Here is a 20,944-nt window from a genome sequence, read left to right as displayed (position 1 = left end):
GGCGGACCCGAAGGCTGCGACACCATTCCGTCCCGATGGTATGTATGTGCTCTCGTTGATGACGGAGGGTACGAACATGGCCAAGCAGGAACGGGCGCTGCGCACACGGGAGAAGGTGCTGACGGCCGCGGCGGAGGTCTTCGCCTCGCAGGGCTACAGCAGCGCCACGCTCAACGCGGTGGCGGACCGGATCGGCATGACGAAGGGCGCGCTCTACGGGCACTTCCCCTCGAAGAAGTCGCTCGCCGGTGCGCTGATCGCCGAGTCCCGGCAGACCTGGACGAGCCTGCGGGCCGAGTACGACGCGCCGGGCGCCGACGCCCGGCGCGTCCTGGAGGGCGTCGTCGTGGGCTTCGCCGACCGGCTGCGGTCGGACGTGCGGCTGCGGGCCGCGCTCCGGCTCGCCGCGGACTGCCCGCACCTGGCCCGGGCGCTCTCCGGCGTCCTGGCGGACATGCGCAGCACCCTGACGGACCTGGTCCGCCGGGCCCAGCGCGACTGCGGCTTCCCCGGCCACTCGCCGCGGCTCGTCGCCGAGTTGCTGATGATCGTGATGTACGGGCTGTTGAGCGCGCCCGACGGGTTCGCCGAGAGTGTGGGCGCGCCCGGCGGGGAGCCGCTGTGGCGACTGCTGTTCTCGGCCCTTTCGGCCGGCGGACGGCCGGATTCCGCCGCCGGAGGCAACGGCGCCGTTTCGGGCCCGTAAAACATACCTTCTGGAACGAATTCTTGTGTCATGCTGACTCCGGGCCTCGACGGGGCGCGGGGTCGGCAGGGCGCATCCCTGCTCGGCAGGGCAACGACGCTTGGAGGAAGCCGATGAGCGTGCTGGACGAGTGGACGGGTCGACGCACCCCGACACGCACGGGCCTCGCCGCCCCCGGACCGGACCCGGACGACGGCGCCCTGCTCCGCGCGATGACCGACGCCCGGGAGGTCGACGATTTCGACATGCGACACCTCCGGTATTTCCTGACCGTGGTCCGTGCCGGCACCGTTTCGGCCGCCGCCCAGGAACTCCGGATTTCCCAGCCGAGTCTCAGCCAGCAAATCCGACGACTGGAACAGAGAATCGGCGCCGCACTGTTCATCCGGAGTTCCCGCGGCGTTGAACTGACGGCCGGCGGCCGGGCATTCCTCCGGGAGATCCAGGGAATTCCCGGCCAGCTCCGATCGGCCATCGCCGCCGTCGCCCCGGCACCCCAGGTGTGGCAGGTCGGCGTGTGCGGAGGAGTCCCCGCGGACGTCCTCATCGAAGTGCAGCACGGGCTCTCCGGCCGCCGCACCCACGGCGGCCACCAGCACGGCGCGAAACTGCGGATGCGCTCGGTGGACGTGGCGGACCAGGGCGAGCTGCTGCAGCACGGCGAGATCGCCTTCGGCATCGTGCGACTGCCCGTCCCGATGCCGCACCTGGTGCGCGCGGTGGTGCGGGACGAACCGCTCGGCGTCGTGATGGCGCGCGAGCACCCGCTCGCCGCCAGAACCGAACTGACCCTGCGGGACCTCACCCGCCAGCGCCTGCTCTGGTACGACGAGGGCTGCGCGCCCGGGTTCGCCCAGTCCGTCCCCGCCCACCTGGCCCGGCTCGGCTGGAACTCGGTGCTGCACCCGGTCGACCAGGACCAGCACGCCCTGTTCCTGCACGCCCTGCGGACCACCCCCGACCTGGTGGCCCTGCGCCCGCGCCGCGCCGTGGAGGGGGAGCCGCACCTGGTCTGGCGGCCACTGCCGGCCGCCCGCCCGCCCCGCGAGCGCCTCGCCGTCACCGCGCTGCGCGACGGCCACACCGCGCGCGTCCTCCAGGAGGTGGCCGCCGAGCGCGGCTGGCTCTTCCTCTCCGACTAATCCCCCCCCCGCTGTTCCTGCGCCTCCCTGCGCCGGGACCCCCTGACGGGCGTGCGATCCGGGCCTCCCCCGAACCCGGATCGCACGCCTTTTCGTTTCCCCACCCACCCGGCACCCAGCCGGTATAGCGCCCCCTTATGGCAGTCACACGGTTTACGTCTTGGACGCCGTTCGAATGCCGCGGCTAATGTCTTCACCAGAGCGCGGCACCGAACCGCACGACACGACGCCGACACGGCGCGCACGACACGGCGCCGCACGGCTCAGCACCACGCGGGCTCCTTTCCGGAAACGGTTCCGAATCCGTGGGAACGCCCCGCCCCCACCGCGCGGAATTCACCGTCGAATTCGCCGCGCCACCCCGTCCTCTCGGCCCGCCGGGCCGGACCGCGCCATGCCATCGAACCGGACCAAGGGAGCATCGTGATCTCGACCAAGCTGACGGAACTGCTCGGCATCGACCACCCGGTCGTCTGCGCCCCGATGGGCGGGGTGACCGGAGGTCGGCTGGCCGGCGCCGTGACGGCCGCGGGCGGCCTCGGCCTCGTCGGCGTCAGCTACGGCGACCCGGCGTTCATCGACGAGCACCTGCCGCAGGCCGCCGGCACCGGCGGTGTCTGGGGCGTCGGATGCGTCATGTTCACCTTCGACGAGCGGCCCGGACTGTGGGAGAAGGTGCTCGGCTACGCCCCGCCGGTGGTCGAGCTCTCCTTCGGCAGCGCGACGCAGGTGCAGAAGTACGTGGCCTCCGCGACCGAGGCTGGCTCCAAGGTCGTCGTCCAGGTGCACGACCCCGACCAGGCCGCCGTCGCCCTGCGGGCCGGGGCCCACGTGATCGTCGCCCAGGGCGCCGAGGCCGGCGGGCACCACGCCTCCCGCGCCACCCTGCCCCTGATCCCCGCCGTCCTGGACGTCACCCGGGGCCGGGTTCCGGTGGTCGCCGCCGGCGGCTTCGCGGACGGCCGCGGCCTCGCGGCGGCGCTCGCCCTCGGCGCCGACGGCGTGATGATGGGCACCCGGTTCGCCGCCACCGAGGAGTCGCTGGCCTCCGCCGGATTCAGGTCCCACCTGCTCTCCGCCCGCACCGCGGACACCGTCAACACCCGCTCCTTCGACGTCGTGCGCGGCATCCCGTGGGACGAGGTCTACACCGCCCGCGCCGTGGCCAACGACTTCACCCGCACCTGGACCGGCCGGGACGCCGAACTGGCCGCCCGCCGGGGCGAGATCGAGCCCGCGTGGAACGCCGCCGTCGCCCGCGACGACACCACCCAGCGCGCCATGCTCGTCGGCGAGAACCTCGACCAGATCCAGGACATCCAGCCCGCCGCCCAGGTCGTCCACGGCGTCGTCGCCGACGCGGAGCGGATCCTCTCCGGGCTCTCCCGGCGCCTCGGCGTCCCCACCGCCTGAGCCCGCCCCTTCCTGCTGCCGACCCCCTGCCCGGCTCCCGCGGCCCGGTGTCCGCTCCGTTCCGCCCTGCTCCGTTCCGTCCCACTCCGTCCTGTTCCGTTCCGTCCACACCCACCCGGAGGACCCGTTGATCCACGTCCTGACCCTCACGTACCTGACCCCGCGTGAGACCGTCCTCGCCCACATGGCCGAGCACAAGGCCTGGCTGCGCGAACACGCCGACCAGGGCCGCATCCTGCTCAGCGGCCCGCGGCCCGACGGCGGCGCCGTCGTCATCACCGCCGACCTCGACGACATCCAGGTGCGCGAGCTGATCGAGAGCGACCCGTGGCACAAGCTGGGCATCGCCTCGTACGCCCAGCTCTCCTTCGAGGGCCGCAACGCCAGCCCCGGCGTGATCACCTCCCCGGTGCCGGACGACGGCGTCCTGCTGATCAACGTGGCCACCACCGACGACGCACCCGCCAGCGTGGACGCGCTCGCCTCGGCCGTCGACCACGTCGCCGCCACCGCCGACGGCTTCCGCGGCTCCCGCCTGCTGACCAGCGTCGACGGCGACGCCATGGTCAACTTCGCGGCCTGGTCCAGCCGGGCGGAGTTCGACGCGATCTTCCAGGACCCGGAGTTCATGCGCCGCTACCAGGCCTTCGCCGAGACCACCACGGGCGCCAAGTTCCGCCTCTACCGCACCAGCCGGGTCATCACACCCAACCGCTGAACCCACCGAGCCCCCACCCGCACACACCCTTCAGCCCCACCCGAGGAGAAGCAGATGTCCGACGCGACCACCCAGCCCCGGTACGACCTCATCGTCGTCGGTTTCGGCGCCGCCGGCCTGTCCGCCGCGCTGACCTACGCCGAGGCCACCGAGGGCCGCGAGACCCCGGCCAGGATCGCAATCCTGGAGCGCTCCAGCGAGGAGGACCGCGGCGGCGCCACCCGCTGGACCGGCGCCTTCCTGCGGATCGACGAGGACAAGCAGCTGGACACCGACTGGGCCGAGCACGTCAGCCGGGTCTCCGGCGGCCTCGCCGACATCGAGTACTGCCGCACCGTCGAGCGCGAGACCAAGCAGACCCTGGAGTTCGTCGAGAAGCACGGCGTCGAGATCGCCTTCGAGCACTTCCCGCTGCCGCACACCTTCGCCGCCGGCCGTCCGTCGATGGCCAAGCCGGCCAGCCCCCGCGGCGGCGGCGCCTCCATCGTCGAGCACCTCGGCTCCGCCCTGGAGCGGGACCCGCGCGTCGACATCCACTACCGGACCGAGGCACTGCGCCTGACCACCACCGAGGACGGCACCGTCGACGGCGTGCTGGTCCGCGGCTCCGACGGCCGCACCCGGCGCCTGACCGGCCGGGCCGTCGTGCTGGCCTGCGGCGGCTTCCAGGGCAACCCGGAGATGCTCGCCCGCTACGTCGGCGAGAAGGCCTGCGACCTGCCGCTGATCGCCCCCGGCATCACCAACAACCGCGGCGACGCGCTGCGGATGGCCCTGGAGCTGGGCGCCGACACCGCCGGCCAGTTCGACGGCATCCACGCCGAGCCCGTCGACACCCGGACGAACAAGGCCGACTCGGTGCTCTACGGCTTCGCCACCGGCATCTTCGTCAACCGCCGGATGGAGCGCTTCTTCGACGAGGGCCGCGACACCTGGGACAACACCTTCGAGCACGTCGGCTACGAGATCTGGAAGAACCAGGACCAGGAGGCGTACTGGATCGCCGACGCCAAGACCCTCGCCATCCCCGGCATCATGACCTCGCTGCTCAGCGACGTGCCGCCGGAGCAGGCCGACACCCTGGAGGAGCTGGCCGGCAAGCTCGGCATCGACGCCGAGGCGCTGGAGAAGACCGTCGCCGAGTTCAACGCGGCCGTCGGCCCCGGCGAGTTCGACCCGACCCGGCTGGACGGCAAGGCCACCGTCGGCATCGAGCCGAAGAAGTCCAACTGGGCCACCCCGCTGGACACCGCGCCGTTCATCGGCGTCCCGGTGACCTCCGCGATCTGCTTCACCTACGGCGGCGTCCGCACCGACCTGCACGGCCGGGTGGTCACCCCGTCCGGCACCGCCATCCCCGGCCTGTACGCGGCGGGCGAGGCCACCGGCCTCTTCTACCACGCCTACCCGCCGGCCACCTCGGTCCTGCGCTCGCTGATCTTCGGCCGGCTCGCCGCGCACCACGCGGCGGCCCAGCACCAGGCCTGAGCCACCCCAACCCACAGCACCTGGAGGAACCGTGAGCATCGTCAACATCGACGTCACCCTCCGTGACGGCGGTTACCGCAACGGCTTCAACTTCCCCCTGGACTACGCGCTGAAGCACGCCAAGCTCAGTGTCGAGGCGGGCTTCGACTGGATCGAGATCGCCTACCGCAAGGGCTCGCTCGTGCCGATCCCGAACCTCGGGCTCACCGGCCGCGGCGACGACGACTTCATCGCCGCCGTCGCCCGGGAGATCGGCCCCGAGCGGGTCGCGATGATCCTGCACCCGAAGAACATCACCGAGCACGACCTGCCCGCGATGTACGCCGCCGGGGCCCGCCTGGTCCGCATCATCCTGCCGTCCAAGGGCTACCAGCTCGGCCTGGAGTACATCCGCCAGGCCAAGGAGATCGGGTACACCGTCGGCGTCAACTTCGCCCGAATAAGCCAGTGGTCGGGCCGCGGCATCGTCGAGGTGGCCACCGCCGCCACCGACGCGGGCGCGGAGTTCGTCTACCTGGCCGACTCCAACGGGAGCCTGTCCCCGGTGGACACCACCGACCTCACCACCCTGACCAAGTCGGTCACCGGCGGCCCGGTCGGCCTGCACGCCCACAACAACCTTGGCCTCGCGCTGTCCAACGCGATCAGCGCGGTCGCCGCCGGCGCCACCTGGATGGACTCCTCGATCCAGGGCATGGGCAAGGGCCCGGGCAACCTGATCGCCGAACAGTGGCTGGCGCACCTCGACCGCACCGACGCCGAGGCCTCCGCCCGCCTCCACCTGGGCCACGCCCTGGAGTTGGCCGAGCTGCTGCTCGCCACCGTCCCGGAGGGCACCCCCTCCCTCCCGCTGCCGGACCTCGTCCTGGGCCGCTACGACCTGCCGGTCGAGCACCGCAAGGACGTGACGGGCGGCAGCCACCACGAGGGCATCGCCACCGCGCGCACCCTCGCCACCGTCCGGTGACGACCACCGGACGGACCGTACCGGCGGCGGTCTTCGGACCGGAGACCGCCGCCGGCGCGGCACACGCCCTCGTCCTCGCCCCCGTCACCCCCGGTTGGGACGGCGGAGCCTTCTTCGCCCCCGTCACCCGGGCCCTCACCGGGGCCGGCCTGCGGGTGACGGTGGTGGACACCCTGTCCGTCGTGGACGAGGGGACCGGCTCGCTGGCCGCCCTCGCCGCCCGCTGGCGCGAACTCCTCGGCCGCTACGGCCCGGTGGACCTGCTCTGCGGCAACGCCCTCGGCGGAGCGGTCGCCCAGGCGCTGCTGCCCGACCTCGCCCCGCACACCGCGGCGCTGCTGGTCTCGGGCCCCGCCCGCAGCGACGCCGTCCTCGAGACCAGGCTCGGCGAGATCGCCGACCTGGCCGCCGGCGGCCGCTCCGGCGAGGCCCTGGCCCTGCTCGACCGGCGCGTCCAGCCGCACGGCCGCCGCCCCGCACCGGGGGCCGACACCCCCGCACCGCACGACCCGGAGGCCGGGCGCCGCCTCGCCGCCGGGATGCGGATGCTCCGCGGCTTCGACCTGACCGACGCGGTGCGCGCCCACCCGGGCCCGCTGCTGCAGATCGTCGGCGGTCACTCCCAGCTGGTCGGCCGCCGCCACACCGCGGCGGCCGGCCACCACCGGGTGCACGTCATCGCGGGGGCCGGCATGCGCCCCCACTTCGAACGCACCGCAGAGGTGTCCGACCTGGTCGGCGCCTTCCTGCGGGAGAAGGGACTCACCACATGAAGAGCGTCGCGGTCCTCCCCGGCGACGGCATCGGACCGGAGGTCACCTCCGCGGCCCTCGACGTCGTGGACAGGCTCGGCCTCCCGCTCGACCTGCGCTTCGGCGAGATCGGCTGGGAGTGCTGGCGCCAGGAGGGCGATCCGGTCCCCCAGCGGACCTGGAAGCTCCTGGAGGAGACGGACACCTGCCTGCTGGGCGCCATCACCAGCAAGCCGCTGCGCGAGGCCGAGGCCGAACTGCCCGACGGCCTGCGCGGCACCGGGCGCACCTTCGTCTCCCCGGTCATCCAGCTGCGCCAGCGGCTCAGCCTGTACGCCAACATCCGCCCGGTCGCCGACCTGGTCGACGGCCGCTTCGACTTCACGGTGATCCGCGAGAACACCGAGGGCCTGTACGCCGGTTACGACTTCCACGGGCTGGACGACGCGCTCTGGGCGCTGGTCCGCGACCACCCCAACGCCCAGGCCTCCGGCCCCGCTTCGACCAGCGTCACGCTGCGGCTGCAGACCCGCTCCGGCATGGACCGGCTGCTGCGCCACGGCTTCGAGTACGCCCGCTCGCACGGCTACGACCGGCTCACCCTGGTCGACAAGCCCAACGTGCTGCGCCACAGCGGCAACCACCTGCGCGAGCGCCTGGAACTGATCGCCGGCGAGTACCCGGAGATCGGCACCGAGATCCTCAACGTCGACGCCGTCGCCCTGTGGCTGGTCCGCCGGCCCGAGCGCTTCGGAGTGCTGGTCGCCGAGAACATGTTCGGCGACATCCTCTCCGACCTCGGCGCGGGCGTCATGGGCGGCCTCGGCCTCGCTCCCAGCGGCAACATCGGCGACCACGGCAGCTACTTCGAGCCGGTGCACGGCAGCGCCCCCGGCATGGCCGGCCAGGACCGCGCCAACCCGATGGCGATGGTGCTCACCGTGGCGCAGATGCTCGACCACCTGGGCCTGCCCGTCCCCGGCGGCGAACTCCGGGCGGCGGTCCGCGCGGTCGCCAGGCGGCGCACCACCGTCACCTACGACATGGGCGGCAGCAGCGGCACCCGCGAGGTCGCCCGGGCGGTCGCCGAACAGCTCGCCGCGGACCGGCCCGCCGAAGGCAGCTCGGCCGAGCCCCGTTCGGCCGAGCAGGCCGCCGCCGACCGCGCCCCCGAGGACGTGGTCGACCGGCTCGCCCGCCTCGACACCGCCTCCGTCTCCGACGCACTGGACAGCCTCGGCGTCGGCGGCGTCCTGGCCGGCATCGCCCCCCGGGTGCCCGGTGCCCGCGCCGCCGGCCGCGCCTTCACCGTCACCTACCAGAGCGTCGACAGCACCGCCGACGGCTTCCGCAACGCCGCCGACTACCTGGACGACGTGCCCGAGGGCTCCTTCGTGGTCGTCGACAACGCCGGCAGCACCAGCTGCACCAACTGGGGCTCGCTGCTGACCAGGCTGGCCCAGCGCCGCGGCGTGCGCGGCACCGCCCTGCACGGCTCGGCCCGCGACATCGCCGAGATCCGCGCCGCCGGGTACCCGCTGTTCAGCACCGGCGCCACCATGGTCAGCGGCAAGAACCGGGTGCAGCTCGCCGCCACCGGCCGGGACGTCGTCATCGGCGCGGTCACCGTACGGCCCGGCGACATCGTCGTCGCCGACGACAACGGAGCCCTGGTGGTCCCCGCCGAACACGCCGCCGAGGTCGCCGACCGGGCCGAACGCGTCGAACGGACGGAGAGCGCCATCGCCGGGGCCGTCGACGCCGGCCTGCGGCTCGACGAGGCCCGCCGCACGTACGGCTACGCCAAGCCCTGGGACGGCGGCGCCCAGCGGTCCCGTGCCTGACCCGGCGGGGAGCGTGGTGGTGGACCTCCACTACCACGCCGGCCCCGACCTCTACCGCCGCCGCCTCACCTCCCACGACGCGGGCCGGGCCTACCGGGACGTCGGCGGCTGGGTGGTGCTCAAGAGCCACCTCAGCTCCACCGCCGCCCGGGCCTGGGAGGCCCGCCAGGAGGGGCTGCCGGTCTCCGGGACGCTCGTCCTCAACGAGCTGGCCGGCGGCGTCCGGCCCCGGGCCGTGGAACAGGCGGTCTACGCCCACGGCCCGGACAGCCCGGCCCGCCTGGTCGTCCACCTGCCGACGCTGGTCGGCCACACCCACGCCTCGCCGCTGCGCCGCACCCCGTTCCACCCCCTGCTCGACCCCGAGCGGTGGCGGACCCGTCCCGTCCTCGACGACGACGGCCGGCTGCGCCGGGACGTGCGCGAGGTGCTCCGGGCGGCCCGCGACCTGCCGGTCGCGGTGGCCACCGGGCACAGCGACCGCGAGGCGGTGCTGCGCGTCGTGGACGAGGCGGTCCGGCTCGACCTGCCGCGCCTGCTCCTCACCCACGCCACCCACCCCATGTCGGGCTTCACCCCCGACGACCTCTCCGACCTGTCCCAGGTGCCCGGCCTGTACGTCGAAATCACCGCGCTGACCCTGCTGCTGGGGCACCGCGACGCCGGGCACCTCGGCGAGCTGGTGCACGCCCACCCCCGGGTGCTGTTCAGCTCCGACCTCGGACAGCCCGACCAGCCGGACGTGAAGGAATGGCTGGACCTGAGCGCGCAGTGGTTCCGGGCCGCCGGCCTGACGAGCCGGGAGGTCAGGGCCATCACCTGGGCCAACCCGGTGGACCTGCTGACGCCGTGAACGGACCTTCACCACTCCCCGACCAGGAGCAGTCATGAACGCCCGTACCGACCCGCACGCCGCCCTGCACGCGGACCTGCGCCACCTCGCGGACCTGCTCGACGAGACCCTGGTCCGCCAGGAGGGCCCCGAACTGCTCGGCCTGGTCGAGCAGGTCCGCCTGCTCAGCCGCACCGACGGCGAGGCCACCGCCGAACTGCTGCGCGGCGTCGAACCGGCGACCGCGGCCAGACTGGTCCGCGCCCTCGCCACCTATTTCCACCTGGCCAACGTCACCGAACAGGTGCACCGCGGCCGCGAACTGCGCGCCGCCAGGGAACGGGCCGGCGCCGCCCTCGCCCGCGTCGTCCAGCAGGCGGCGAGCGAGGCGCCGGAGGCCCTGGCCCGCGCCGTCGAGCGCCTGAACGTCCGCCCGGTCTTCACCGCCCACCCCACCGAGGCCGCCCGCCGCTCCGTCCTCACCAAACTGCGCCGGATCGCCGAGCTGCTGGAGGCCCCGGTCCCCGAGGCCGACCGCCGGCGGCACGACGCCCGGCTCGCCGAGACCATCGACCTGATGTGGCAGACCGACGAGCTGCGGGTGGTCCGCCCCGAACCCGCCGACGAGGCCCGCAACGCGATCTACTACCTGGACGAGCTGCACGCCAGCGCGGTCGGCGACGTCCTGGAGGACCTGACCGCCGAACTGGGCCGGGTCGGCGTCCGGCTCCCGGACGGCGCCCGGCCGCTGACCTTCGGCACCTGGATCGGTGGCGACCGCGACGGCAACCCCAACGTCACCCCCGAGGTCACCTGGGACGTCCTGATCCTCCAGCACGAGCACGGCATCAACGACGCCCTCGCGACGGTCGACGAACTGCGCGGCCTGCTGTCCAACTCCATCCGCTACACCGGGGCCACCGCCGAACTGCTCGGCTCGCTGGATCACGACCTCGCCCGCCTGCCCGAGATCAGCCCCCGCTACAAGCGGCTCAACTCCGAGGAGCCCTACCGCCTCAAGGTCACCGCGATCCGCCAGAAGCTGCTGAACACCAGGCGCCGGCTCGCCGGGGGCGGCCCGCACGAGGAGGGCCGGGACTACCTCGGCACCGCCGAACTGCTGCGCGACCTCACCCTGGTGCAGACCTCGCTGCGCGAACACCGCGGCGGCCTGTTCGCCGAGGGCCGGCTGGACCGGACGATCCGCACCCTCGCCGCCTTCGGCCTGCAACTGGCCACCATGGACGTGCGCGAGCACGCCGACGCCCACCACCACGTGCTCGGCCAGTTCGTCGACCGGCTCGGCGAGGAGTCCTGGCGCTACGCCGAGATGCCCCGCGACTACCGGCAGCGGCTGCTCGCCAAGGAGCTCACCTCCCGCCGGCTGCTCGGCCCGGCGCAGCTGGACGGCGCCGGGGAGCGGACCCTCGGCGTCTTCCACACCGTCCGCCTGGCCCTGGACACCTTCGGCCCCGAGGTCATCGAGTCGTACATCATCTCGATGTGCCAGGGCGCCGACGACGTCTTCGCCGCCGCGGTGCTGGCCCGCGAGGCCGGCCTGATCGACCTCCACGCCGGCACCGCCAGGATCGGCATCGTGCCGCTGCTGGAGACCACCGACGAGCTGAAGGCCGCCGACACCATCCTGGAGGACATGCTCTCCGACCCGTCCTACCGGGCCCTGGTCGCCCTGCGCGGGGACGTCCAGGAGGTCATGCTCGGCTACTCCGACTCCTCCAAGTTCGGCGGCATCACCACCTCCCAGTGGGAGATCCACCGCGCCCAGCGCCGACTGCGCGACGTCGCCCACCGCCACGGGGTGCGGCTGCGGCTCTTCCACGGCCGCGGCGGCACCGTCGGCCGCGGCGGCGGCCCCTCGCACGACGCGATCCTCGCCCAGCCCTGGGGCACCCTGGAGGGCGAGATCAAGGTCACCGAGCAGGGCGAGGTGATCAGCGACAAGTACCTGGTGCCGTCGCTGGCCCGGGAGAACCTGGAGCTGACGGTCGCGGCCACCCTCCAGGCCTCCGCGCTGCACACCGCGCCCCGCCAGTCGGACGAGGCCCGGGCCCGCTGGGACGCCGCGATGGACGTCGTCTCCGACGCCGCGCACGAGGCCTACCGCGCCCTCGTCGCGGACCCGGACCTGCCCGCCTACTTCCTCGCGTCCACCCCGGTCGACCAGCTCGCCGACCTCCACCTCGGGTCCCGGCCTTCGCGCCGCCCCGACTCCGGCGGCGGACTGGACGGCCTGCGGGCGATCCCCTGGGTGTTCGGCTGGACGCAGTCCCGCCAGATCGTGCCGGGCTGGTATGGCGTCGGCTCCGGGCTGAGGGCGCTGCGCGAGGCGGGCCTCGGCGAGGTGCTGGACGAGATGCACGACCAGTGGCACTTCTTCCGCAACTTCGTCTCCAACGTGGAGATGACCCTCGCCAAGACGGACCTGCGGATCGCCCGGCACTACGTCGAGACCCTGGTGCCCGCCGAACTGCACCACGTCTTCGCCGCGATCGAGGCCGAGCACGACCTGACCGTCGGCGAGCTGCTGCGGATCACCGGCGAGCGCGAACTCCTGGACGCCCAGCCGGTGTTGAAGCAGACCTTCGCGGTCCGCGACGCCTACCTCGACCCGATCTCCTACCTCCAGGTCGCCCTGCTGAAGCGCCAGCGGGAGGCCGCCGCCGCGGGCGAGGAGCCCGACCGCACGCTCTGCCGGGCCCTGCTGCTGACCGTCAACGGCATCGCCGCCGGCCTGCGCAACACCGGCTGAACCCCGGTCCGCGAACCCCGTCAGCCCCCCACCGGCCCCACAGCCCCAGCGGCCCCCACACGAGAAGGCCCCCCATGACAGAGCCACCCGACCAGCAGAACGCCCCCTCCCGGCGCGGCGTGCTGCGCACCGCCGTCGTCGCCGGCGCCGCCCTGGCCGTCCCGCTCGCCGGCGGACTCCCCCAGGCCGAAGCCCGGGGCGAGAACCCGCCCGGCCACCCCTCGACCGGCTCGCTCGGCGACCAGTCCGCCGTCCGCAGCCTCACCCTGGGCGACGTCCGGCTCACCTACGTCGTCGACGCCGCCATGGAGCTGGACCGCACCGGCTTCCTGCCCGCCGTCCCGTCCTCCTACTGGGAGCAGCACCCCGAGGAGGTGGCACCCTCCGGCCGGATCGCCGCCTCGGCGGGCGGTCTCCTGGTCGAGCGGGGCCACCGCCGGCTGCTGATCGACGTGGGCCTCGGCGCCAACCTGCTCCCGCCCTCGCTCGGCGTCTCCCGGGGCGGAGCGCTGCTGCGCACCCTCCGGGCCCTGCGGGTACGGCCGGAGACCGTCGACACGGTGGCCTTCACCCACCTCCACACCGACCACACCGGCATGGGCTTCACCACCACCCCGGGCCGGGCACCGCGCAAGGCGTTCCCGCGCGCCGGCTACCTGGTGGCCGGCGCCGAGTGGGAGCCGTTCTGGGAGCACCGGATCAAGGTCGGGGCGCCGTCCTGGGACGACTTCATGCTGCCGATGTCGAAGGTGCTGCGCCGCTTCGACGACGGCACGCGGGTCTGGCCCGGCGTCACCGCGCTGATCACGCCCGGCCACAGCCCGGGCCACACCACCTTCGTCGTCTCGGCCGGTGGCGGGCGGCGGATCCTGGTGTTCGGCGACGCCTTCCACACCCCGGCGCAGGTGGCCCACCCGGAGTGGCCGTCCGGACCGGACACCGACGTCGACAAGGTGCTCAGGGCCCGCCGGACGCTGCTCGCCGAGCTGCGCCGGCCGCACACCTACGGCTTCGCGTTCCACTTCGGCGACCAGGCCTTCGGCCGGGTCGGGGACGACGGCCGCTGGCACCCGGTGCCCGCCCGTGCCCTGCTGCCCGCCCCGATCCGGCTGCCGTAGTCCCCGTCAGGACGCCCCTCGTCCCCGCACCCCCGACGGGACACCGCTCGTCAGGACACCACGTCCTTGCGCCCGAACCCGCGGAACGCCAGCGCCAGCAGCACCACCGCGTACGAGAACGACAGCGAGACGCCCTGCAGCATGCCGCCCCACTCCAACTGCGGCTGCAGGGCGTCCGCCCACGCGTACTGCCAGTGCGCCGGCAGCCACTCCCGCAGGCCGCCCAGCGCGGTGACGGCGTCCAGCACCCCGGTGATGATGGACACGAACACCGCCCCGCCGACCGCTCCCAGCGGCGCGTCCGTCGCCGTCGACAGCCAGAAGGCCAGTGCGGCGATCACCAGTTCGCTGAGGAAGACGAACGCCACCGCCAGCGCGATCCGGGGCAGCGCCTCACCGGCCGGCAGCGTGACCCCGGTGGGCAGTTTCAGGTCCCCCCAGCCGTACGCGGCCGTGCCGACCACCAGCCCGATCGCCGGCAGCATCACCACGGCCGCCGCCGAGAACGCCAGCCCGACCAGGAACTTGCGGGCCAGCAGCCGGGCCCTCGGCACCGGCGCGGCCAGCAGGTAGCGCAGCGAGGACCAGCTGGCCTCCGAGGCGACGGTGTCCCCGCAGAACAGCGCGACCGGGATCACCAGCATGAAGCCGGTGCCCACGAACAGCATGGTGACGGCGAAGTTCGCCCCGGAGTACGTGGCCAGGTCGATGAAGGTGGTCCGGTCCGGGCGTCCCGGGGTCCCGCCGATCTGGAACGCGGCCAGGATGACGAAGGGCATCGCGGCCAGCACCGCACCGATCACCAGGGTGCGGCGCCGGCGCAACTGCCGGATCGCCTCCACCCGCAGCGGCAGGGTCCGGCTCGCCCGGTACCCCGGGGCGTGGTCCGTCGCGACGTCGCTCACGCCGCACCTCCGATCAACGACAGGAACGCGTCCTCCAACCGCCGCTGCGGCCCGGCGCTCTCCACCGGCACCCCCAGCCGCACCAGCTCCGCGAGCAGCTCACTCGCCGCCAGGCCGTCCAGCCGGACCAGCAGTCCGCCCTCGACGGCCTCCGCCGAGCCGACCCCGGCCAGCGCCCCGACCTTGGCGACCACCGACTCCGGGTCGCAGCTGTCGGCGACGCCGATCATCAGCAGCTCGCCGGCGCCGACGATCCCGCCGACCGGCCCGGCCGTCACCAGCTGCCCGCGGTGCATCACCACCAGGTCCGTACAGCTCTGCTCGACCTCGGACAGCAGGTGGCTGGAGACGATGACGGTCCGTCCGCCGGCCGCGTACCGGATCATCACCTCGCGCATCTCGCGGATCTGCGGCGGGTCGAGCCCGTTGGTCGGCTCGTCCAGGATCAGCAGGTCCGGCATGCCGAGCATGGCCTGCGCGATGGCCAGCCGCTGCCGCATGCCCTGCGAGTAGGTCCGCACCGCGCGGTCCAGCGCCTCCCCGAGCCCGGCGATGGCCAGGGCCTCGTCGAAGCGGGCGTCCTCCTCGGGCCGCCCGGTGGCCTGCCAGTACAGCCGCAGGTTGGCCCGCCCGGTCAGGTGCGGCAGGAAGCCCGCGCCCTCGACGAAGGCCCCGACCCGCGAGAGCACCGGCGCCCCGGGGCGCACCAGGTGCCCGAAGATCCGGATCTCCCCGGCGTCCGGCCGGATCAGGCCCATCAGCATCCGCAGCGTGGTGGTCTTGCCCGCGCCGTTCGGCCCGAGCAGGCCGAGCACCTGGCCCTGCTCCACCCGGAAGCCCACGTCCCGTACGGCGTAGCGGTCGTGGGCGCCCTTGTAGCGCTTGCTGAGGCCGCTGATCAGCAGCGGCACCGCGGCCAGCTCCGGGTCGAACTCCGGCCCGGCGGCCGCCGTACGCCGCCGCCGCACCAGCGGCAGCAGCACCAGGACGGCGGCCACCAGCACGGCCGCCACCGGCAGCAGCCAGGTCCGCGCGGGCAGCGGCGCCGACTCGGTGACCAGCTGCGCGTCGGTCGGCGCGGTGAGCGGCCCGGCCGGGGCGACCTGGTAGGCGGCCGGCTCGGCGGGCGAGGCGTACGCCAGGTCGGTGGAGGCCAGCACCAGCCGCAGCCGGTGTCCGGCGGGGAAGGTGTGGTCGACGGCCGGCAGCTTGACGGTCACGGTGGCGCCCGCGTCCGCGCCGGTCACCCGCAGCGGGGCCGCGAGCTGCTGCGGCAGCACCGCCTTGCCGTCCGGCCCGACGTCGTACAGCTTGGCGAACAGCACCGCGTCCGGCCGGTCCGCCGTCACCTTCACCGGTACGGTCGGCTGCCCGCTGAGGTCGAGCGGGGTGTCCAGCGGCGCCGAGTCGAAGGCGGCGCTCTGCCCCGGGAAGTCCAGCGAGAGGCCCGCCCCGAGCGAGGCGGCCTGGCTCAGGGCGCCGATGCCCGGCAGCGCCGAGATGTTCGGCGGCGCCCCGCCGGGCGGGTTGGCGAGCGGCTTCTCGCCGCCGGCCAGCTCGACCGTGCGGCTGCCGGTCCCGGCCAGGCCGGGGTAGCGGTCGGCGGAGGCGCCGCGCAGTACGGCCTGGAAGCCGGTGGAGTCCACGCCGCCGGTCCGGGTCACCCGGAAGGCCGGGCCGGTGTCGTTGCCGCGCCCGCGCAGGTAGTGGTCGAACCAGGCGGTCACCCGGTCGTCGACCCGGGCGCTGGTGTCCGTCCCGCCGTCGTGCCCGCCGGCGAACCAGTCCACCGCGACCGGTGCGCCGTTGGCCGCCACCGCCCGCGCGATCCGGTCCCCCTGGTCCAGCGGGAACAGCGAGTCCTGCTGGCCCTGCACGACCAGGGTGGGCGCCTTGAGCTGCGACGCGACCGAGGACGGGCTGGACTTCTCCAGCAGCGCGACGGCCTCCGGGTCGGCGTGCCCGGCGGTGGCGATCCGGTCGTACATCCCGCAGAGCGACTCCAGGAACCGCCCGCAGCCCACCGGCCCGTCCGCCGCGTCGGGCTGCGGGCCGGTGCCGCCGCGCGGCGCCCCGCCGGAGGGCCCGAGGTCCCCCGCCGAGCCGGTGGTGAAGAAGATCCCGGCCCACAGCTTCTTGAACACGCCGTCCGCCGCACCCGAGCCCTGCACGCCCTGCGGGAACAGCGCGTCGGCCAGGTTCCACCAGGTGATCTGGCTGGCCACCGCGTCGATCCGGTGGTCGTAGGCGGAGGCCAGCAGGGAGACGGCCCCGCCGTACGAGGCGCCGGTGATGCCGACCCGGGGGTCGCCGGGCCCGTCGAGCCGGACCTCGGGCCGCTGGGCCAGCCAGTCCACCAGGTGCTTCACGTCCTCGACCTCGCGGTCGGGCGCGTTCAGCCCGATCTTCCCGCCCGAGTGGCCGAAGCCGCGCGCCGACCAGGTCAGCACCGCGTACCCCTGTCGGGCGAGCTGCTGGGCGCGGTCCCGCTCGCCCTCCTTGGAGCCGCCGAAGCCGTGCGCGAGCAGGACCGCCGGGCGCGGGGTGGTGCCGGTGGTGAAGAAGGAGGTGTCCAGCTGGACCTGCTGGGCGCTGCCCGGCGTCTCCGGCATGGCGAGGAAACGATCCTCCTGATGGACCGCCTGCTCACCGCTCGAGGCCACCGCCGCGGTGCCGATCCCGGCGACCGCCACCAGGGCCACCGCCCCGGCCAGCACCCTGCGCCGCACCGATCTGCCGCGGCCCCGCCAGCGACGCCATGCCCCACCGAACTCCATGGGGGCTGATCGTATCCGCCGCCCGGGTAGGCGTCCGATAAAGCCGCCGCCCCTTTTGCCCGTTTCATACGGCTATGCGCCGGTATCGTACGGCTCACCCGGCTCCCCACCCCGAGAAGGTCCCGTGATCTGGCCGCTGATCACCCTGCTCGCCGTCGTCGCCGCCACCCTGGCGATCGGCTGGATCGTCGACCAGGTCCTCCAGCGGATCAGCGCCAGCCACCCCGAAGCCCCGGTCTGGTCACTGCTCCGCCGCTGCCGGCTCCCGCTCCAGCTCACCGTCGTCACGGCCCTGCTGCTCGTCGCCGACCCGCCGAAGCGGATCCTCCACCTGAAGGACGACGCCGGCGCGCACCACCTGGTGCTGCTGCTCCTGCTCGCCGCGCTCGGCTGGCTCACCGTCCGGGTGGTGGCCGCCCTCCTGGACGCCGTGCTCCGCCGCTACGAGACGGTCACCGAGGACCCGGCCCGGGTGCAGCGGGTCCGCACCCAGATCGGCATGCTGCGCCGGGTGGTCAGCGCGGTGATCGTCGTCGTCACCATCGCGGTGATGCTGCTGACCTTCACCGCCATGCGCAGCGTCGGCGCCAGCCTGCTCGCCTCCGCCGGCATCATCGGCATCGTGGCGGGCATCGCCGCCCAGAGCACCCTGGGCAACTTCTTCGCCGGCCTGCAGATCGCCTTCGGCGACACCGTCCGGATCGGCGACACCGTCGTGGTGGAGGGCCAGCAGGGCACCGTCGAGGAGATCACCCTCTCCTACCTGGTGGTCCGGCTCTGGGACCACCGCCGGCTGATCGTCCCGGTCTCCTACTTCGTCAGCAAGCCCTTCGAGAACTGGACCCGCCGCGACCCGGGCCTGCTCGCCGCCGTCCTGCTCCACCTCGACCCCACCGCCCCGGTCGACGAGCTGCGCGCCGCCCTCCACGCCCACCTGGAGCAGCACCCGCTCTGGGACGGCGCGGAGTGGGCCCTCAACGTCACCGACACCACCCCCAGCACCATCGTCGTGCGCGCCACCATGACCGCCCGCACCCCCGACGACGCCGCCCAACTCCGCTTCGACGTCCGCGAGCACCTCCTCGCCCACCTGCGCGACGAGCACCCCCGCGCCCTGCCCCGCCTGCGCACCACCGACTCCTGACCCCGCCGGCCCGCCGCACCTCCCCCGCGAAGCGAAGGTCCCCGCGCCCCCGGAGGGGCGCGGGGACCGCGCACGGCGCAGGGCCGGGGCCCGCAGCCGACGGAGCCGGGCCCGGCTACAGCACCCGGGTCATCGTCCGGTGCGGTATCCCCGCATCGTCGTACACCGGCCCCTCGGCCAGGTAGCCCAGCCGCTCGTAGAACCCGAGCGCCTGCACCTGGGCGTGCAGCTCGACCTCGGTGGCGCCGTGTTCGCGCCCCGCCGCCTCGACCGCCCGGACCAGTTCGGCCCCGAGCCCGGTGCCCCGCGCGGCGGCGACGACCGCGAGCCGCCCGAGCAGCACCCGCCCCTCGACGCCTCCGGTCAGCTTCAGCGCCTGCTCCCCGAAGATCAGCCGCGCGGTCCCGAGCGCCGCGCCGTCGGCGCCGACGGCCAGCAGGTGCAGCGAGGTGCGGTCGTACTCGTCGTACTCCAGCTCCTCCGGCACGTTCTGCTCGACGACGAACACCTGCCGCCGGACCTCGCGGGCCAGCGCAAGGTCCGCCTCCCCCTCGGCGACCCGTACCGCCGCCCGCACGTCAGCTCTCCGCCGCGATGACGTCCAGCGCCCGCTGGAGGTCCGCCGGGTACTCGCTGCTGAACTCGACCCACTGCCCGTCCGCCGGGTGCTCGAAGCCGAGCGAGACGGCGTGCAGCCACTGCCGGGTCAGCCCGAGCCGCTTGGCGAGCGTCGGGTCGGCGCCGTAGGTGAGGTCCCCGACGCAGGGGTGGCGCAGCGCGGACATGTGGACGCGGATCTGGTGGGTCCGGCCGGTCTCCAGCTTGATGGCCATCAGGGAGGCCGCCCGGTACGCCTCGATCAGGTCGTAGTGGGTGATCGACGGCTTGCCGTCCCGCGTCACCGCCCACTTCCAGTCCGAGCTGGGGTGGCGCCCGATCGGCGCGTCCACCGTGCCGCTCAGCGGGTCCGGGTGCCCCTGGACCAGCGTGTGGTACCGCTTCTCGGTGATCCGGTCGTGGAACTGCCGCTTGAGGTCGGTGTACGCCCGCTCGGACTTGGCGACCACCATCAGCCCGGAGGTGCCGACGTCGAGCCGGTGCACGATGCCCTGCCGCTCGGCCGCCCCCGAGGTGGAGATCCGGTACCCGGCCGCGGCGAGGCCGCCGATGACGGTGGGGCCGGTCCACCCGGGGCTCGGGTGCGCGGCGACGCCGATCGGCTTGTCGACGAGCACGATGTCGTCGTCGTCGTGGACGATCCGCATGCCCTCGACCGGCTCCGCGACGATCTGCACGGGGGCGGCGGGGGCCGGGATCTCGACCTCCAGCCAGGAACCGGCGGTCACCCGGTCCGACTTGCCGGCCAGGGCGCCGTCGAGCGTCACCTTGCCCTCGGCGGCCAACTCGGCGGCCTTCGTCCGGGAGAAGCCGAACATCCGGGCGAGGGCTGCGTCGAGGCGCTCGCCCTCCAGGCCGTCGGGTACGGGGAGGCTGCGGATCTGCGCTGCGGTACTCACCCGTACGAGTATGCCGGAAAGGCGGCCCCGCCCTTCCCGCCGGCGGTCCGGAGGCGGCCGGGGCCCTACTTCCCGGTCTCGCCGCCCTGGTCACCCCTGTCGTCCCGGTCGCCCTTGCCGGCCCGGTCGCCGCCGTCGCCCTTGTCGGCCTGGTGGTGCACGGTCCCGTCCGGGTTGCTGCCCTTGAAGGAGAGCAGCACCACGAGGATCCCGCCGCACACGATCGCCGAGTCGGCGAGGTTGAAGACCGCGAAGTGCTGGACGGAGATGAAGTCCACGACGTGTCCGCGGAAGACGCCCGGCGCGCGGAACAGCCGGTCGGTGAGGTTGCCGAGCGCGCCGCCGAGCAGCAGCCCGAGGGCGAGCGCCCAGGGCAGGCTGTACAGCCGGCGGGCGATCCGCCAGATCACCACGATGACGGCGGAGGCGATCATCGTGAAGACGACGGTCAGCGCCTGCCCCATGCCGAAGGCCGCGCCGGAGTTGCGGATCACCTGGAGGGTGACGACATCGCCGACGACCTTGATCGCGGCGTGGTTCTCCAGCCTGGCGACGACCAGCAGCTTGCTGCCCAGGTCGATCAGGAAGGCGAGCACCGCGACGACCAGCAGCACCCCGATCCGCCGCGGCCCCCGGGGCTTCTCCACGGCCGTCGCACCGGCCGCCGCCTCGCCGTCGGCCGCGGCCGCGCGCGCGGGCTCGGTGGGATCGGCCACGGCCACCTCCACGGCATCGGCGGGGGTCGGGACGGCGCCGTCCCGGGTCTGAGGGGAACCTTGCGTACTGATGATCCGCTCCGCTGCCGATGGAGCTCCCCCCGCAGGAGGTGGGGGAGGGTGTTGGGCCGGTTG

17 protein-coding genes are annotated in these 20,944 nt (G+C 73.9%); 12 read left to right on the top strand and 5 right to left on the bottom strand.

What is annotated here, in order from left to right; translation table 11 throughout:
• The first annotated feature begins 58 nt into the window (after window positions 1-58).
• The 11 genes from ACGF07_RS09350 to ACGF07_RS09300 all read left to right on the top strand — a co-directional run bounded on the left by ACGF07_RS09350 (window position 59) and on the right by ACGF07_RS09300 (window position 13,750).
• The gene (locus ACGF07_RS09350; protein ID WP_392896871.1) at window positions 59-706 is read left to right on the top strand and encodes a TetR family transcriptional regulator; all 648 of its coding nucleotides are present in this window, start codon (window positions 59-61) and stop codon (window positions 704-706) included.
• Window positions 707-819: 113 nt separating this feature from the next.
• Window positions 820-1,848, top strand: coding sequence for a LysR family transcriptional regulator (locus tag ACGF07_RS09345; protein ID WP_392896869.1), 1,029 nt, complete (start codon window positions 820-822; stop codon window positions 1,846-1,848).
• Between the two features lie 423 nt (window positions 1,849-2,271).
• Entirely contained in the window at window positions 2,272-3,261 is a 990-nt protein-coding gene (locus ACGF07_RS09340) for an NAD(P)H-dependent flavin oxidoreductase (protein WP_392896867.1), read from the top strand.
• Window positions 3,262-3,388: 127 nt separating this feature from the next.
• Window positions 3,389-3,979, top strand: coding sequence for a YciI family protein (locus tag ACGF07_RS09335; protein ID WP_350743579.1), 591 nt, complete (start codon window positions 3,389-3,391; stop codon window positions 3,977-3,979).
• A gap of 54 nt (window positions 3,980-4,033) precedes the next feature.
• Complete coding sequence (locus ACGF07_RS09330) at window positions 4,034-5,467, top strand: FAD-binding protein (protein WP_392896865.1); 1,434 nt, start codon at window positions 4,034-4,036, stop codon at window positions 5,465-5,467.
• 31 nt (window positions 5,468-5,498) lie between these two features.
• Complete coding sequence (locus tag ACGF07_RS09325; RefSeq protein WP_392896864.1) at window positions 5,499-6,434, top strand: hypothetical protein; 936 nt, start codon at window positions 5,499-5,501, stop codon at window positions 6,432-6,434.
• The gene (locus ACGF07_RS09320; protein WP_392896862.1) at window positions 6,431-7,207 is read left to right on the top strand and encodes an alpha/beta fold hydrolase; all 777 of its coding nucleotides are present in this window, start codon (window positions 6,431-6,433) and stop codon (window positions 7,205-7,207) included. The genes ACGF07_RS09325 and ACGF07_RS09320 overlap by 4 nt, the downstream gene beginning before the upstream one ends.
• Window positions 7,204-9,030 carry an isocitrate/isopropylmalate family dehydrogenase gene (locus tag ACGF07_RS09315; protein WP_392896860.1) on the top strand — a complete coding sequence of 609 codons (1,827 nt, stop codon included), beginning with the start codon at window positions 7,204-7,206 and terminating at the stop codon, window positions 9,028-9,030. The genes ACGF07_RS09320 and ACGF07_RS09315 overlap by 4 nt, the downstream gene beginning before the upstream one ends.
• 19 nt (window positions 9,031-9,049) lie before the next feature.
• A complete protein-coding gene (locus ACGF07_RS09310; RefSeq protein WP_392896858.1) occupies window positions 9,050-9,883 on the top strand; it encodes a DUF6282 family protein in 834 nt (277 codons plus the stop codon).
• A 34-nt stretch (window positions 9,884-9,917) separates the two neighbouring features.
• Window positions 9,918-12,632 (top strand): phosphoenolpyruvate carboxylase, encoded by a 2,715-nt coding sequence (gene ppc, locus ACGF07_RS09305; RefSeq protein WP_392896856.1) that lies wholly within the window; start codon window positions 9,918-9,920, stop codon window positions 12,630-12,632.
• A 74-nt stretch (window positions 12,633-12,706) separates the two neighbouring features.
• Window positions 12,707-13,750, top strand: coding sequence for an MBL fold metallo-hydrolase (locus ACGF07_RS09300; protein WP_392896855.1), 1,044 nt, complete (start codon window positions 12,707-12,709; stop codon window positions 13,748-13,750).
• A 50-nt stretch (window positions 13,751-13,800) separates the two neighbouring features.
• Here the strand turns inward: ACGF07_RS09300 and ACGF07_RS09295 are convergent, their stop codons facing one another.
• Complete coding sequence (locus ACGF07_RS09295) at window positions 13,801-14,655, bottom strand: ABC transporter permease subunit (RefSeq protein ID WP_350743560.1); 855 nt, start codon at window positions 14,653-14,655, stop codon at window positions 13,801-13,803.
• Window positions 14,652-17,432, bottom strand: coding sequence for an alpha/beta fold hydrolase (locus tag ACGF07_RS09290; RefSeq protein WP_392896853.1), 2,781 nt, complete (start codon window positions 17,430-17,432; stop codon window positions 14,652-14,654). The genes ACGF07_RS09295 and ACGF07_RS09290 overlap by 4 nt, the downstream gene beginning before the upstream one ends.
• 124 nt (window positions 17,433-17,556) lie before the next feature.
• Here ACGF07_RS09290 and ACGF07_RS09285 point away from each other — a divergent pair, with 124 nt between their 5' ends.
• A complete protein-coding gene (locus ACGF07_RS09285) occupies window positions 17,557-18,576 on the top strand; it encodes a mechanosensitive ion channel family protein (protein ID WP_392896851.1) in 1,020 nt (339 codons plus the stop codon).
• Window positions 18,577-18,691: 115 nt separating this feature from the next.
• Here ACGF07_RS09285 and ACGF07_RS09280 read toward each other — a convergent pair whose 3' ends face one another.
• From ACGF07_RS09280 to lspA, 3 genes are all read right to left on the bottom strand, one after another.
• Window positions 18,692-19,153 carry a GNAT family N-acetyltransferase gene (locus ACGF07_RS09280; protein ID WP_350748949.1) on the bottom strand — a complete coding sequence of 154 codons (462 nt, stop codon included), beginning with the start codon at window positions 19,151-19,153 and terminating at the stop codon, window positions 18,692-18,694.
• 1 nt (window position 19,154) lies between these two features.
• Window positions 19,155-20,093: an RluA family pseudouridine synthase gene (locus ACGF07_RS09275; RefSeq protein ID WP_350748946.1), complete on the bottom strand. Its 939-nt coding sequence runs from the start codon at window positions 20,091-20,093 to the stop codon at window positions 19,155-19,157.
• A gap of 65 nt (window positions 20,094-20,158) precedes the next feature.
• The gene (gene lspA, locus ACGF07_RS09270; protein WP_392897060.1) at window positions 20,159-20,884 is read right to left on the bottom strand and encodes a signal peptidase II; all 726 of its coding nucleotides are present in this window, start codon (window positions 20,882-20,884) and stop codon (window positions 20,159-20,161) included.
• Window positions 20,885-20,944 lie beyond the last annotated feature (60 nt).

Source organism: Kitasatospora sp. NPDC048194 (assembly GCF_043202455.1).
Taxonomy (GTDB): Bacteria; Actinomycetota; Actinomycetes; order Streptomycetales; family Streptomycetaceae; genus Kitasatospora.
Note: the sequence above shows the minus strand (reverse complement) of the source record. Positions and strands in the feature narration are given on the sequence as shown.

Excerpts from the sequence above, each read along its gene's own strand:
- ACGF07_RS09350 (WP_392896871.1), top strand. The coding sequence starts at position 59 with ATGACGGAGGGTACGAACATGGCCAAGCAGGAACGGGCGCTGCGCACA.
- ACGF07_RS09345 (WP_392896869.1), top strand. The coding sequence starts at position 820 with ATGAGCGTGCTGGACGAGTGGACGGGTCGACGCACCCCGACACGCACG.
- ACGF07_RS09330 (WP_392896865.1), top strand. The coding sequence starts at position 4,034 with ATGTCCGACGCGACCACCCAGCCCCGGTACGACCTCATCGTCGTCGGT.
- ACGF07_RS09315 (WP_392896860.1), top strand. The coding sequence starts at position 7,204 with ATGAAGAGCGTCGCGGTCCTCCCCGGCGACGGCATCGGACCGGAGGTC.
- ppc (WP_392896856.1), top strand. The coding sequence starts at position 9,918 with ATGAACGCCCGTACCGACCCGCACGCCGCCCTGCACGCGGACCTGCGC.
- ACGF07_RS09300 (WP_392896855.1), top strand. The coding sequence starts at position 12,707 with ATGACAGAGCCACCCGACCAGCAGAACGCCCCCTCCCGGCGCGGCGTG.
- ACGF07_RS09290 (WP_392896853.1), bottom strand. The coding sequence starts at position 17,432 with ATGGAGTTCGGTGGGGCATGGCGTCGCTGGCGGGGCCGCGGCAGATCG.